The organism is Bradyrhizobium sp. SUTN9-2, from assembly GCF_003122645.1.
In the GTDB taxonomy this organism is placed as follows: domain Bacteria; phylum Pseudomonadota; class Alphaproteobacteria; order Rhizobiales; family Xanthobacteraceae; genus Bradyrhizobium; species Bradyrhizobium yuanmingense.
In genome coordinates this window covers 6,897,354-6,911,543 of record NZ_LAXE01000001.1, presented here as the reverse complement: position 1 = coordinate 6,911,543, position 14,190 = coordinate 6,897,354, and the positions used below count along the sequence as shown (strand labels likewise).

The following is a 14,190-nucleotide window of genomic DNA, read 5'->3' as shown; positions in this document are numbered from 1 at the left end:
TTGCGTTGCTCACGATGCGTGAGCGAACGGTGCAGCGAGACGATCAAGTCTATGAGCGCGCGGTGCGCCGTCAATGAAATGGCCAACCGTATTGTGCGCGCTTCAGGCAATGACGTTTCAGCGGAGCGCTGCTTTCGAGAATACACAGCGTGCACGGCCGAACTGGACAAGGACGCGGCAGTCAAGGGCGTCGCGCTTGAACTTGAGCGCCCATGCATCTGCGAAAATCCTTTCATCGCTCCCGCATGCGCGGGTGGAGAGAAATGACTTTCCTGCGCGCAACATTCGAAAATCCATTTCATTGACGATGCCGCGAACGCGCCGCATGATTTGCGCATCGCATCAACGTGGCGCGGGAAGCGCCGACGGAACAATTTTCTCTCAACGCAGCTCCGCACGGAACATGCGCAACGCGACCCGTTGCGCACGAGGCGGAGCCGTGCCAGCGCAGGAGCCAGGGGCTGATGAACAACGACAACCAGCGCAGCGGATCGAAACTCGACCGGCGCCACATGCTTCAGGCAGGGCTTGCCGCCGCTTTCGCGGCGCCGCTCGGCGCGCTGGGTGCGCAGGCCTTCGCACCGCCCGCGATCGTGCCGGGTGTCGACTTCTCCGAGTTTCCGCTGTGCCGCACGGCCTCTGACGCACCCGCGCTCACTGGCGCGCCGCGCAAGCTGAAGCTGTCGTGGAATGCCGGCGCCGTCTGCCTCGCGCCGGTGCCGGTCGCGATCGAGCACGGCTTCTTCAAGAAGCATAATCTCGACGTCGAGCTCGTCAACTATTCCGGCTCGACCGACCAGCTGCTCGAGGCCATCGCGACAGGCAAAAGCGATGCCGGTCTCGGCATGGCGCTGCGCTGGCTGAAGCCGCTGGAGCAGGGTTTTGACGTCAAGATCGCCGCGGGCACCCATGGCGGCTGCATGCGGGTGCTGTCGCGCACCGATTCCGGCGTCTCGAAGCTGACCGACCTCAAGGGCAAGATCGTCGCGGTCGGCGATCTCGCCGGTCCCGACAAGAACTTCTTCTCGATCCAATTGGCCAAACTCGGCATCGATCCGGTGAAGGACGTCGACTGGCGCGCCTATCCCGGCAATCTGCTCAACGTTGCCGTGGAGAAGGGCGAGGTGCAGGCGTTCCTGTCGTCCGATCCGCTCGCCTATCTCTGGCTCAAGGACACACAGTACAAGGAGGTCGCCTCAAATCTCGATGGGGAGTACCGCGAGAAGAGCTGCTGCATCCTCGGCCTGCGCGGCTCGCTCGTGCGCGAAGAGCCTCAAGTCGCGCGCGCCATCACCCAGGCGCTGCTCGATGCCGCGATGTTCACCGCGCAGAATGCGACGGTCGCGGCGAAATCATTCCAGCCCTATGCGCCGAAGGCGGCGACGCTCGCCGATATCGAGGGCATGGTGCGCTACCACACTCACCATCATCATCCCGTCGGCGAGATCTTGAAGCGCGAGCTCAAGGCCTACGCCGACGACCTCAAGAGCGTGCAGGTCTTCAAGCAGAGCACCGACACCGCCAAATTCGCGGAGCGCATCTATGTCGACGTATTCGCTGTCTGACGGCCTTGCCTCGGGCGCGCCGCGCACCTCGCGCGTGCCGCTGCTGGCGAGCTGGATCCGGGAGTCCGGCGCCGGCGTTCTCGCCAGCGTCGCCTGGATCGCCCTCGGCCTGTCCTGCCTGTGGTGGCAGGATGTCGGCGATTGGTCGCGCACGCATTCACTCGGCATCGCCGCCTTCATCATCGCGGCGCTCGCGCTGTTCGGCACCGTCGGGGCCGACTATCTGGGATCGGCAGGACAGGCGCTGCACAAGCGCGCGCCATGGCTGGTCGCGCTCGGGGTGTTCCTGACGGTGTGGGAGGTCGCGACGGCAAAATTCGCCTGGCTGCCGCTGCCGTTCTTCCCGCCGCCGCAGGCGATCATCGAGGTCTATACCGACGATCTGCCGAAGCTGCTCGACAGCGTCCTTGCCTCGATCAAGCTCCAGCTCGGCGGCTATCTGATCGGCGCCACGATTGGCTTTCTAACCGGCGTCTCGATCGGCTGGTCGCGCGCGGTCGGTTATTGGGTGCATCCGGTGCTGCGCTTCATCGGCCCACTGCCGGCGACCGCCTGGCTGCCGATCGCCTTCTTCACCTTTCCGTCGAGCTGGAGCGCCTCGACCTTCCTGATCGCGCTGGCAACGGGCTTCCCGGTTACCGTGCTGACCTGGTCGGGCGTCGCGAGCGTCAGCAACGCCTATTACGACGTCGCGCGCACGCTGGGGGCAAAGCCTTCGTTCCTGGTGCTGAAGGTCGCGATCCCGGCCGCGTTGCCGCACGTGTTCGTCGGCCTGTTCATGGGGCTCGGCTCGTCCTTTGCCGTGCTCGTCGTCGCCGAGATGATCGGCGTTAAGGCCGGGCTCGGCTGGTACCTGCAATGGGCGCAGGGCTGGGCCGCCTACGCCAACATGTATGCAGCGCTGATCGTGATGTCGCTGCTCTGCTCCGGCGCAATCACGCTGCTGTTTGCGATCCGCGATCGCCTCCTGGTCTGGCAGAAGGGGACCGTCAAATGGTAGCCACAGCTCTCGCCGAAGCGGTCACGCATCCGGCCACCGGCGCCGCGCTCGATATCGAGCAGGTCAGCCACGCCTTCGACATCGACGGGACCGAGCTGCCGGTGCTGAGCGACGTCAGCATCTCGGTCGAGCCCGGCGAGTTCGTCGCGCTGCTCGGCCCGTCCGGCTGCGGCAAGTCGACCTTGCTGCGGCTGATCGCCGGCCTCGACAAGCCGAAGGCGGGAAGGCTGCGGGAGGACGAGGAGCGCATCAGGAACCCGCATCCCTCGCGCGTCGTCGTGTTCCAGGATCCGACCCTGTTTCCCTGGCGGTCGGTCTGGGACAACGTCGCCCTGGGCCTTGAGGCCCAGGGCATTTTGAGGAGCCAGCGCCAGCGCGTCGATGACGCGCTTGACCTCGTCGGGCTTTCGCCGTTCCGCAACGCCTATCCGCACCAGCTCTCCGGCGGCATGGCGCAGCGCGTCGCGCTGGCGCGGGCGCTGGTCAACGATCCCAAGATCCTGATCCTGGATGAGCCCCTGGGGAAACTGGACTCGCTGACCCGCATCACCATGCAGGCCGAGCTCGTCGCGCTCTGGCAGCGCAAGGGGTTCACCACACTGCTGGTGACGCATGATGCGGAGGAGGCGCTGGTGCTCGCCAACCGCGTCATCGTGTTCAGCGATCGTCCCGCGCGGGTGAAGGCCGATATCCGCGTCGATCGTCCGTATCCGCGCCATCGCGGCGATCCGTATTTGGCTGAGCTGCGCCGCCAGATCCTCGGGCTGTTGGGGCTGGACGCCACATGGTGACCTCCATAGCCAAGGGCCGCACGGCTCACAGCGAGCCCGACTACATCGCCCGCGCCGCGACGCTTGCCACAAGCTTTGCGGCGCGCGCGGCCGAGCACGACCGGCTCGGCAGCTTTCCCTTCGAGAATTTTCGCGAGCTCTCGGAGGCAGGCTTGCTGTCTCTGACGGTGCCGGCGGTTCATGGCGGCGCCGGTGCCGGCGCGCGCTATGCCGCGCGCGTGCTCGGCATTCTCGGCAAGGCCGATCCGTCGACCGCGCTGGTGCTGTCGATGCACTACATCAATCATCTCGTGATGGCGCGCAGTCCGAACTGGCCGGCGCGACTGTCGCGCAAGCTCGCGCGCGAAAGTGTTGAGGGCATCGCCCTTATCAATGCCCTGCGCGTGGAGCCGGAGCTCGGCTCGCCTGCGCGCGGAGGGTTGCCGGCGACGGTCGCGCGGCGCACCGAAACCGGCTGGCGCCTCTCCGGCCACAAGATCTACTCGACGGGATCGCCGATCCTGAAATGGTACCTGGTCTGGGCGCGCACCGACGAGGCGGAGCCGCGCGTCGGCCAGTTCCTGGTGCCGGCGGGCCTGCCGGGCACGCGCATCGTCCAGACCTGGGACCATCACGGCCTGCGCGCCAGCGGCAGCCACGACGTCATCTTCGACGACGTCGTGGTCCCGCTCGACGCCGAGGTCGATTTGCGCAAGCCGGCGGACTGGCGCACGCTCGACGTTACGCAGCAGACTGTGCACACCGTCTTCATCGCCGCGATCTACGACGGCGTTGCCCGCGCCGCGCGCGACTGGCTGATCAATTTCCTGAAGCAGCGCGTGCCTGCCAGCCTCGGCGCGCCGCTGGCGACCTTAGCCCGCGCGCAGGAGATCGTCGGGGCCATCGAGGCGCGGCTTGCGGTCAACGCACGTTTGATCGACACGGCTGCCCGCGACTTCGACGATGGCGTCGATCTCTCTGCCGGTGAATCCAACGTCATCAAGCTGACCGTGACCAACAACGCCGTTGCCGTCGTCGAGGACGCGCTGTCGTTGACCGGTAACCACGGGCTCAGCCGCGCCAATCCGCTGGAGCGGCATTATCGCGACGTGCTGTGCGGCCGCGTGCACACGCCGCAGGATGATTCCACGCGCATCGGCCTCGGCCGCCTCGCACTCGGCCTCTAGGGATCAACAGGGAGACGATCATGTCGATCGAGTTCATCGGCTTCATCAGCAACAACAATTCGTCCGAGACCATCGTCCGGGAAGGACCGGTGCTCAATCCGACCCATATCGAGACGGTGGCGAAGGCGCATGAGAATGCCGGCTTCGACCGCGCGCTGCTGGCGTTTCATTCGACCTCGCCCGATGCGCTCCAGGTCGCCCAGCACGTGCTCAATCACACCGAGAGGCTCAACGTGCTCATCGCGCAGCGGCCCGGCTTTACCGCCCCGACATTGCTGGCGCGGCAGTTCGCCGTGCTCGACCAGTTTTCCCGCGGCCGCGTCGCGCTCCATGTCATCACCGGCGGCAACGCCACCGAACTGCGGCAAGACGGCAACACGCTCGACGACAAGGACGAGCGCTATGCCCGCACCTCTGAATTCCTCGACGTGCTCAAGCTGCAATGGAGCAGCGACAAGCCGTTCAGCTACAAGGGCAGGTACTACCAGGTCGAGAACGCCTTCTCGCAGGTGAAGCCGTATCGCCCCGAAGGCATCCGCGTCTATTTCGGCGGCGCCTCGGATGCGGCGATCGACGTCGCTGGCAAGCATGCCGACACCTTTGCGCTGTGGGGCGAATCCTACGCGCAGGTGCGCGATATCACCTCGCGCGTGCACAACGCCGCGGTGCGGCAGGGGCGGCCGACGCCGCGCTTCAGCCTGTCGGTGCGGCCGATCATTGCACCGACCGAGAAGCAGGCCTGGGAGAAGGCGGAGGAAATTCTCGCGCGCGCCACCGCGCTCCAGGACAAGACCGGCTATCGCAAGCCCGCTGACGGGCATGCCACCGCCGGCGCACGGCGCCTGCTCGCGCTCGCCGATCAGGGCAGCCGCATCGACAAGCGGCTCTGGACCGAGATCGCAAAGCTGACCGGCGCCAACAGCAACACCACGGCACTGGTCGGCACGCCCGAGCAGGTTGCGGAGGTCTTCGCTGACTATTACGATCTCGGCATCAGCCATTTCCTAATCCGCGGCTTCGATCCGCTGATCGATAGCATCGAATACGGCCGGGAGCTGATCCCGCTGACACGCGAGCTGGTCGCCAAGCGCCAGGCCGTTCGCGGCGAGGCCGCAGAATGATCCGCCTCATGTTGGCCGGCGCGCTGCTGTTCGCTTCGTTCGAAGTCGCAGCTGCGCAAACCACGCTCCGTGTCGGGGACCAGAAGGGCAATGCGCAGGCCGTGATGGAAGCGGCCGGCGTGCTCAAGGATGTGCCCTACAAGATCGAGTGGAGGGAGTTTCCGGCGGCCGCGCCGCTTCTGGAAGCGCTCAGCGCCGGCGCGATCGAGACCGGCCTCGTTGGCGATGCGCCCTTCACCTTCGCCGCCGCGTCGGGCGCGCCGGTGAAGGCGATCGCTGCTATCCGGCAGACGCGCGAGGGGCTCGCCATCCTCGTGCCCGAGAATTCGCCGATCAAGAGCTTTGCCGATCTCCGGGGTAAGAAGATCGCGACCGGCCGCGGCTCGATCGGCCATCAGCTGATCCTTGCTGCGCTGGAGAAGAACGGCTGGAGCGCGAACGACGTCCAGATCGCGTTCCTGGCGCCGTCCGACGCCAAGATCGCCTACACGCAAGGCTCGGTCGATGCATGGTCGACCTGGGAGCCGTATGTGAGCCAGGAGGAGGTGCTGTTCAAGTCGCGGCGCGTCATCACCTCGGAAGGGCTGACGCCGGGGCTGAGCTTCCAGGTAGCGCGGCCCGACGCGATCAGGGACAAGCGCGCCGAGCTGACCGATTTCATCCGCCGCCTCACCGCGGCGCGGGCCTGGTCGCTAAACAATATCGACAGCTATGCCGCGACCTGGGGCAGGTTGATGAACATCCCCACCGCCGTGCCGCAGAACTGGCTGTCACGCGCCAAGATCAGGATCGCGCCGATCGATGACGGCGTGGTCAAAGACGAGCAGGCGACGATCGACCTCTATTTTCGCTGGGGCCTGATCAAGCAGAGGCTGGATGCCGCGGAGATCGTCGATCGCTCGTTCACGGACGCGATCGCGAAGGTGGGGTTGTAATGCTCCGTCGTCATTCCGGGGCGCGACGAAGTCGCGAGCCCGGAATCCATTCATCGACAGACATTGCGGCTCGATGGATTCCGGGCTCGCCCTTCGGGCGCCCCGGAATGACGACTGTGGGTGTGAGAGCTCACGAGTCACTCAAGCATTCGTGAAGCGCGACGAGCACGTTCCAGCGCAATCGCCTTCTTCGAAAGATTCCTTCTGCATTCTCACCGCCCGGCAACACCCTCATTGCTATTTGCGCCGCAGCTCTTGCGGCACGGCGCACTCCCGCAAAGATCAATCCGACGACCACATCGGGAGACCGGCCATGGGCCTGCAAGAAACAAAAATCGAATCGCTTCCCTTCGTCACCGCCGAACTCAATTATCTCGCACCGATCGACGGCAAGCCGCGCACCTACGCGTTCGATCCGCCGCCGGGTGAGCCGAAAACCACCTCGCTGCCGGAGCCGCATCAGGTGCCGATCTTCGATGCGCGGCTGATCGCGCAGAACTTCTCGCTGGATCGCGAGGGCTTTGCGTTGGTGCGTCATCCGACCCAGGTGAAGGATTTTTACAACGACGAGGAAATCCGCAGCGTCTACTATCCAGCGGTCGAGGCGTTCCTGCGCGCGACGCTGAAGGCCGACCGCGTCGTCATCTTCGACCACACCGTGCGCAAGCGTGTCGAAGGCGCGCCGGATATCCGCGACGGCGGCCCGCGTCAGCCGGCCACGCGCGTCCATGTCGACCAGACGGCAATCTCCGGCGTCAACCGCGTCCGCGAGCATCTGCCCGATGAGGCCGAGGAGCTGCTGGAGGGGCGCGTTCAGGTGATCAATCTGTGGCGGCCGATCCGCGGTCCCTTGCGGGATTCACCGCTCGCCATGGCCGACGGCACCACGGTCAAGCCGGAAGACCTCGTCGCTTCCGACCTGATCTATCCCAACCGCCGCGGCGAGACCTATTCGGTGAAATACAATCCGAACCACCGCTGGTTCTATTTCCCGGAGATGACGCCGGATGAGGCGCTGCTGCTGAAGTGCTACGATTCCGCAACCGACGGCCGGACCCGTTTCGGGCCGCATACCGCATTCGTCGATCCGACCACGCCGGCCGATGCTGCGCCCCGCGAGAGCATCGAAGTCCGCACGCTGGTGTTCCACCGGCAGTAACAACGTGTGATGGCCCTGCCGGGTCCATGCATCATGGGCGCGGGCGTCGTTCAGGTCTCGGTGGATTAGGCGTCCGAGCGCGCTATAGTGCCGCCCAATGCAAAGGGGGCGCTATGACAAGGATCAGGGTAGGACTCGTCGGCTGCGGCTTCGTGTCGGAGCTGCACATGTATGCGTTCCGGCGCGTCTATGGCGTTGACGTCGAGGTCGCGGCGGTTGTTGCCCGCGGCGACAAGGTTGTCGCGTTTGCCGGGCATCACAATATCCCGCGTGTTTACCGCAGCTTCGCCGAGCTGATCGCCGACCGCGATCTCGACGTCGTCGACATCTGCACCCCGCCCAATCTTCACGCCGAGATGATCGTCGCCGCCATGCAGTCCGGCAAGCACGTCATCTGCGAAAAGCCGTTCGCCGGCTATTTCGGCCGCGAAGGCGATCAGCAGCCGATCGGCAAGCACGTGCCGAAGGCGCTGATGTATGAACGCGTGATCGAAGAGATGGACAGGACGCGCGCCGCGATCGAGCGCACGGGCAAGCTCTTCATGTATGCCGAGGACTGGATCTACGCGCCGGCCGTAACCAAGACCGCCGAGATCATCAAGGCGACCAAGGACAAGATTCTGTTCATGAAGGGCGAGGAGAGCCATTCCGGCTCGCACGCCGCGCATGCCGCGCAATGGGCGATGACCGGCGGCGGCTCGCTGATCCGCATGGGCTGCCATCCCCTCTCGGCCGTGCTGTATCTGAAGCAGGTCGAAGCCAAGGCGCGCGGCGAGCGCATCCATGTGGCCAGCGTCACCGGCGATGTCGGCAACGTCACCGCTGGGCTCAAGCCGGAGGAGCGCAGCTACATCAAGGCCAATCCCGTCGATGTCGAGGACTGGGGCACGCTCACCGCCACTTTCTCGGACGGCACCAAGGCGACGGTGTTCTCCGGCGACATGATCATGGGCGGCGTGCGCAATCTGATCGAGACCTATACGAGCGGCGGCTCGCTGTTTGCCAACATCACGCCCAACAATCATCTGATGAGCTATCAGACCAGCGAGGAGAAGCTCGCTTCCGTCTACATCACCGAGAAGGTCGACCGCAAAACCGGCTGGCAATATGTCTGCCTCGAGGAGGAATGGACGCGCGGCTATTTGCAGGAGATCCAGGACTTCATGGAATGCGTCGCGACGGGCCGCCAGCCGCTGTCGGACCTCGCGCTGGCCTATGAGACGATCAAGGTGAACTACGCAGGATATTGGGCGGCGGAGGAGGGGCGGCGGGTGGTGTTGTGAAAGCAACGTGTCTCCGCAGGCACGCTTCCCTTCTCCCCTTGCGGGACAAGGTGGCGCGAAGCGCCGGATGAGGGGTTGTTTCCGCGCATCCCAATGAGAGTTGAACACGCGGAGGGAGACCCCTCACCCGTCTCGCCGCAACGCGGCGAGCCACCCTCTCCCGCAAGGGGAGAGGGTGTACACTGCCCGTGCCGCCCCCTCACGCCCCGTAGGTCGAGCCCTTCGGCAGCGGGAAGACCGGGTCCTGCGTGCGGATGTTGGTCGGCCACACGACGGAGATGTGCGCGCCGGCGTTCTGCATCACGACCGGCGTCGAACGTTCGTTCTGGCCGGAGAGCGGCGTGCCCGGCGGGAAGAATTTCACGCCATAGCCCTGGATCGTGCCGCCCGCGGGGATGTCGACGTCGAGCGCCGCTTTCCGGATCGCCTCGGGCTCGAAGCTGCCGTACTTCTCCTTGGCGACAGGCAGCACGTTGTTGAGCAGCACCCAGGTCTGGTTGAAGCCCATCGAGCAGTGCGGTGGCACGTCGGTGGCGCCGGTCTTGGCCTGGTAGCGACTGACCATGGTCTTGATCAGATCGCCCATGCCGGGCGCGAGCTTGGCGGGATCGAGCAGCTGTGCCGGCACCGGGTCGATGTTGCAGAAATTGTCGATGTCGGCGCCGAACGTGGCGCGCAACTTGTCGAGTTGGCTGTAGCCGGCACCGGCTCCGAACAGCATCTTGAAGCGCAACCCGCTCTCGCGGGCCTGGCGCAGGAACAGGGTGATGTCAGGGTTGTAGCCCGCGTGCGAGATCACGTCGGCCTTGGCCCGCTTGATCTTCGTCACCAGCACCGACAGGTCGGGCGCCGAGGCCGAATAGCCTTCGCGCAGCACCACCGGAATGCCGGCCTCCTTGGCGTAGGCCTCGTCGGCCGAGGCAACGCCGACGCCATAAGGGCCGTCCTCGTGGATCAACGCGACCTTGACCTCCTTCGGATCCATGCCGAGCTTGGCTTTGGCGTGCTCGGTGAGGAAGCTTGCAAAGGCCTGGCCGTATTGATCCGAATGGATTTGCGCGCGAAATACGTGTTGCAGGTTCTTGTCCTTGAACACGGCGGTCGAGACCGCGGTCGTGATCCAGAGGATCTTCTTCTGCTGCTCGACCTTGGCCGCGAGAGGCACCGCATGCGAGCTCGCATAGACGCCGTTGAGGATGTCGATCTTCTCTTGGCTGATCAGGCGTTCGGCCTCGTTGATCGCAACGTCGGGCTTGCTCTGCGAATCCGCGGCGACCGGAGCAACCTTGTATTTGCCGCCGACACCGCCTTTCTCGTTGACGAGATCGATGGCGATCTGCGCGCCGATCGAGGAGGCGACCGAGCCGCCGGCGGCGAAGGGGCCGGTGAGGTCGTAGATCAGGCCGATGCGTATAGTCTCGGCTTGTGCCTGGGCGCGTGTCCAATCGAGGCTGAGTGCGGCGGCGGCAGCCGCCGATGTCTTCAGCAGCTGCCTGCGTGAAGTCGGCATCCTATCCTCCCTCAAAACCCGTTCTTATGATTGGTTGCTTTTTTGCGAAGTATGTGGAGGGGGGCGGCGGAAAGTCAACATCGCCCAAGGTCGATGGGCGCCAGCGGCGGCACAACGCAGTTGCGAAGGCTAAGGAGAGAGGCCCACCGCGTCCCGTGGAGCGGATGGGGCCTGATGTTGGCCTGGGCCGGCCGCGAGCGAGCGGCGGCCGATGCCGTCAAGTGGTTCAGCGTGCCTGCAGCAGGGATGGATCAAGCGGTGTCAGCCGGGCGGGATCGAATGGCGACAGGTCGATCTCGCGCGTTGCGCCCTCGGCGATCAACTGCGCCAGCGCTTCTCCGGTGGCGGGTGCATTGAGGATGCCCCAGACATTGTGTCCGGTCGCAACATAGAGACCCTCGCTGTACGGCACCTTGCCGATCAGCGGCAAGCCGTCCTCCGTCACCGGACGGAAACAGGCCTGCTGTGCGATGATCCTTTCGGGACGGAACAGCGGTGACAGCCGCTCCGACATGCGTTGCAGCCGGGCGATCGCATCAACGTCCGGCGTCACGGCGGCAGGATCGAGCGGCAGCGCTGCGATGTCGGAGAGGGCCGTGATGTGTGTGCTGCCATCGGCGCGCGGGAAGACCTCGATCGAGACCGCGCTGCCGGCTTCCTCATACTCCAGGAATAACGCATCGGCCGGCACGTCGGAGGCGGTGTCGTACACGATGCTAGGGCTGCGCTGGCCGTAAACGGCCGGCAGGCTGGTCCATGGCGACGCGAGCAGCGACCACGGTCCCATCGCGATCACGACGGCATTCGCCTCGACCAGGGTGCCTTCGATCTCGACGCCGGCCGCATGGTCGCCATCGCGCACGATGCCGGTGACACGGCCAGGGTAAAGCTCCGCGCCTTGCGCAAGGGCCGCGTTCATCACAGCCGACGTGAACTTGCGGGGATGAACGATTGCCGTTGTCTCTATCGTACCGATGCGTTGTGTGATGACGACGCCGTTGCTGAGCCAGCCGAGTGCGGATGGTGCGTCCTTGCGCGCAGTGCCCTCGGTGGCAACGAAGCCGCTATAGGCGGTCATCGGCCGGTAGCCCCAATCGCCGGCGATCTCCTCCGGCAGTTGCGCGTGAAGTGCAAAGCTACGCCGCGCGAGCGCGTCGAGCGACGTGCCGGCGCACCAGTCCTGGGCCAGGAAGCCGCCGGCCTTGCCGGAGGCAGCAGCTGCGACCTCGGTTCGCTCCACGACGATCGCGTCGATGCCGTGGCGGCGAAGGAAATAAGCGGTGCAGGCCCCGATCACGCCGCCGCCGCAGATCACAACGCGCATGGTATCTACCCCGGTTCGCGTCAATTCGTGGGGCGCTTTGCTCCCGAGCGGAGACAACCTAGCTCGCGTAACCCCGTTCCAGCGATTGCCGCTGCCGGTGCCGCTCCAGCGCCAGGTCGATGAGGCGCGTCAGCAGCTCGCTATAAGGCACGCCCGAGGCTTCCATCATCTTCGGATACATGCTGATCGAGGTGAAGCCGGGCAGGGTGTTGATCTCATTGAAATAGAAGTTTCCGGTTTGCCGGTCGAGGAAGAAGTCGACGCGCGCGAAGCCGCTGCATTCGAGCGCCGCGAACACCTGCGTCGCCAGCGCGCGCACGCGCTCCATCTGCGCCGCGTCCAACCTCGCGGGAAGATCGACCCGGGCGCCGTCAGGATCGATATATTTCGCTTCGTAGGAATAGAACTCGTGATGGGCGTTCGGATTGAGCTCGCTGGCAACGCTGGCGAACAGCGTCTCGCCCTCGAGCACCGCGACCTCGATCTCGCGTGCGTCGATGCCCTGTTCGACCAGCACCTTGATGTCATAACGAAAGGCATCGTCGAGCGCCGCTCCGAGCGCATCCAAGGTCTTGACCTTGTGAATGCCGACACTGGAGCCCATATTGCACGGCTTGACGAACACCGGGAGGCTCAGGCCCCCGGCCGCCTTCGCAAGCGACGAGCTACGGTCCTGCGCGAAGGCCTTGCTTGTGAGCACGCGATAGGGCGCGACCGGAATGCCGGCGAATTCGGCGAGCCGCTTGGCGACGTCCTTGTCCATGCTGACGGCAGAGGCGAGAACGCCGGATCCGACATAGGCGACGTCGGCCAATTCAAGCAGGCCCTGCACGGTGCCGTCCTCGCAAAGCGGGCCATGGATGACCGGAAAGACGACGTCGATCTCGAGCGGATCCATCGTCCCTGCGGTTACAGGCATGAGAGCCACCCGTCCGTCAGGTTCTCTGGCGAGCCGTATCTCGGGCGCATTGGGCAGGATCGGCAAGGACGTCGTCTGCGCCAGATCGAGCGCACCAAGATCGTTCCATTGCCAGCGGCCCTCCTTGTCGATGGAGACCGGGATCACCTCGAAGCGGGTGCGGTCGAGATGCCTGAATGCGGAGGCCGCCGATTTCAGCGAGACCTCATGCTCGCCGGACCTGCCGCCATAGAGAACAACGACGCGAATTTTGTCTGCCAATATTTTGTTTGCCATGGCTCATTTATGACGTGCTCTGTCCGAAAGTCACCTCTGTTGGCAGGTTGGTGCTTCGATCAAAAAAGTTCGGCGCCGGCGAGGGCCGCCGGCGCCATGTCGTAGCAAGGCTCGCTGCGTTTCAGCCCGGCCCTGCGCCCTGCGTCGCCGTATATACCGCGTAGAGCGATTGGCTCGCGGCCATGAACAGGCGGTTGCGCTTGGGGCCGCCGAAGCAGACGTTGCCGCACACTTCCGGCAGACGGATGCGGCCGAGCAGCTTGCCCTCCGGCGACCACACCGTGACGCCGCTGTAGCCGACGGCGCGTCCGGCATTGCTGGAGGCCCAGAGATTGCCGTTGACGTCGCAACGCAGGCCATCCGGTCCGCACTTCACGCCGTCGATCACGCAATCGGTGAACTTCTTCAGGTTCGACAGCTTGTTGTCGCTGCCGACGTCGAACACGAAGATCTCGCCCTTGCCGCCGGGGCCGGTGTCGCCCGGACCCTTGCCGGTCGAGGCGATGTAGAGCTTCTTGTAGTCGGGCGAGAAGCAGAGCCCGTTCGGGTCGGGCACCTGGTCTTCGGTGACGACGAGGTCGATGCGGCCGGAGGGATCGATGCGATAGCAATTGGTCGGCAGCTCGCGCTTGCCCGGCACGAAGCCGGCCGGCTGCCCGATCCGCGGATTGAGCTTGCCGCCTGCATTGCTCGGGCCGCCCGCGACGTCGGGCTCGCCTTCGTAGAGCTGGCCGCCATACGGCGGATCGGTGAACCAATAGCTGCCGTCGGGATGCGCGGCGATGTCGTTCGGCGAGTTCAGCTTCTTGCCCTGGTAGGACTCGGCGAGCACGGTGGCGGTGCCGTCATGCTCGTAGCGCGTCACCCGCCGCGTCAGGTGTTCGCAGGAGAGCTGGCGGCCCTGGAAGTCGAACGAGTTGCCGTTGGAATTGTTGGAGGGCGAGCGGAACACGCTGACGCGGCCGTCGTCCTCGGTCCAGCGCATCTGCCGGTTGTTGGGAATGTCGCTCCACAAGAGATAGCGGCCCTGCGCACTCCACGCCGGGCCTTCCGCCCAGAGCAGCCCGGTGTAGAGACGCTTGATCGCGGTGTTGGGCTGCGCGAGATCGTTGAAGGACGGATCGACCGCGATGATGTCGGG

The 14,190-nt window shown here is 65.1% G+C and carries 12 protein-coding genes; 8 read left to right on the top strand and 4 right to left on the bottom strand.

Annotated features, from left to right (window positions below; translation table 11 throughout):
- The first annotated feature begins 464 nt into the window (after nt 1-464).
- The 8 genes from XF30_RS32055 (at nt 465) to XF30_RS32020 (ending at nt 9,020) form a co-directional block, all read left to right on the top strand.
- Nucleotides 465-1,565 (top strand): ABC transporter substrate-binding protein, encoded by a 1,101-nt coding sequence (locus XF30_RS32055; RefSeq protein ID WP_109144912.1) that lies wholly within the window; start codon nt 465-467, stop codon nt 1,563-1,565.
- Nucleotides 1,543-2,565, top strand: coding sequence for an ABC transporter permease (locus tag XF30_RS32050; RefSeq protein WP_109144911.1), 1,023 nt, complete (start codon nt 1,543-1,545; stop codon nt 2,563-2,565). Before XF30_RS32055 ends, XF30_RS32050 begins: the two co-directional genes overlap by 23 nt.
- Nucleotides 2,559-3,356, top strand: a complete 798-nt coding sequence (locus tag XF30_RS32045; RefSeq protein ID WP_109144910.1) for an ABC transporter ATP-binding protein — start codon at nt 2,559-2,561, stop codon at nt 3,354-3,356. Before XF30_RS32050 ends, XF30_RS32045 begins: the two co-directional genes overlap by 7 nt.
- Complete coding sequence (locus XF30_RS32040) at nt 3,350-4,522, top strand: acyl-CoA dehydrogenase family protein (protein ID WP_109144909.1); 1,173 nt, start codon at nt 3,350-3,352, stop codon at nt 4,520-4,522. Before XF30_RS32045 ends, XF30_RS32040 begins: the two co-directional genes overlap by 7 nt.
- Before the next feature lie 20 nt (nt 4,523-4,542).
- Nucleotides 4,543-5,643: an LLM class flavin-dependent oxidoreductase gene (locus tag XF30_RS32035; protein ID WP_109144908.1), complete on the top strand. Its 1,101-nt coding sequence runs from the start codon at nt 4,543-4,545 to the stop codon at nt 5,641-5,643.
- Nucleotides 5,640-6,578: an ABC transporter substrate-binding protein gene (locus XF30_RS32030; protein WP_109144907.1), complete on the top strand. Its 939-nt coding sequence runs from the start codon at nt 5,640-5,642 to the stop codon at nt 6,576-6,578. Before XF30_RS32035 ends, XF30_RS32030 begins: the two co-directional genes overlap by 4 nt.
- Before the next feature lie 313 nt (nt 6,579-6,891).
- On the top strand, nt 6,892-7,737 hold the full coding sequence (locus tag XF30_RS32025) for a CmcJ/NvfI family oxidoreductase (RefSeq protein WP_109144906.1): 846 nt from the start codon (nt 6,892-6,894) through the stop codon (nt 7,735-7,737).
- Between the two features lie 113 nt (nt 7,738-7,850).
- Complete coding sequence (locus XF30_RS32020) at nt 7,851-9,020, top strand: Gfo/Idh/MocA family protein (protein ID WP_109144905.1); 1,170 nt, start codon at nt 7,851-7,853, stop codon at nt 9,018-9,020.
- Between the two features lie 199 nt (nt 9,021-9,219).
- Here the strand turns inward: XF30_RS32020 and XF30_RS32015 are convergent, their stop codons facing one another.
- The 4 genes from XF30_RS32015 to XF30_RS32000 all read right to left on the bottom strand — a co-directional run.
- Nucleotides 9,220-10,530 carry an ABC transporter substrate-binding protein gene (locus XF30_RS32015; RefSeq protein WP_057026370.1) on the bottom strand — a complete coding sequence of 437 codons (1,311 nt, stop codon included), beginning with the start codon at nt 10,528-10,530 and terminating at the stop codon, nt 9,220-9,222.
- A gap of 226 nt (nt 10,531-10,756) precedes the next feature.
- A complete protein-coding gene (locus XF30_RS32010) occupies nt 10,757-11,854 on the bottom strand; it encodes an NAD(P)/FAD-dependent oxidoreductase (protein WP_109144904.1) in 1,098 nt (365 codons plus the stop codon).
- 58 nt (nt 11,855-11,912) lie between these two features.
- Nucleotides 11,913-13,034, bottom strand: coding sequence for a D-alanine--D-alanine ligase family protein (locus tag XF30_RS32005; RefSeq protein ID WP_109145934.1), 1,122 nt, complete (start codon nt 13,032-13,034; stop codon nt 11,913-11,915).
- A gap of 136 nt (nt 13,035-13,170) precedes the next feature.
- Nucleotides 13,171-14,190: SMP-30/gluconolactonase/LRE family protein (locus tag XF30_RS32000; protein WP_109144903.1), on the bottom strand; the 1,020-nt coding region annotated here is incomplete at its 5' end.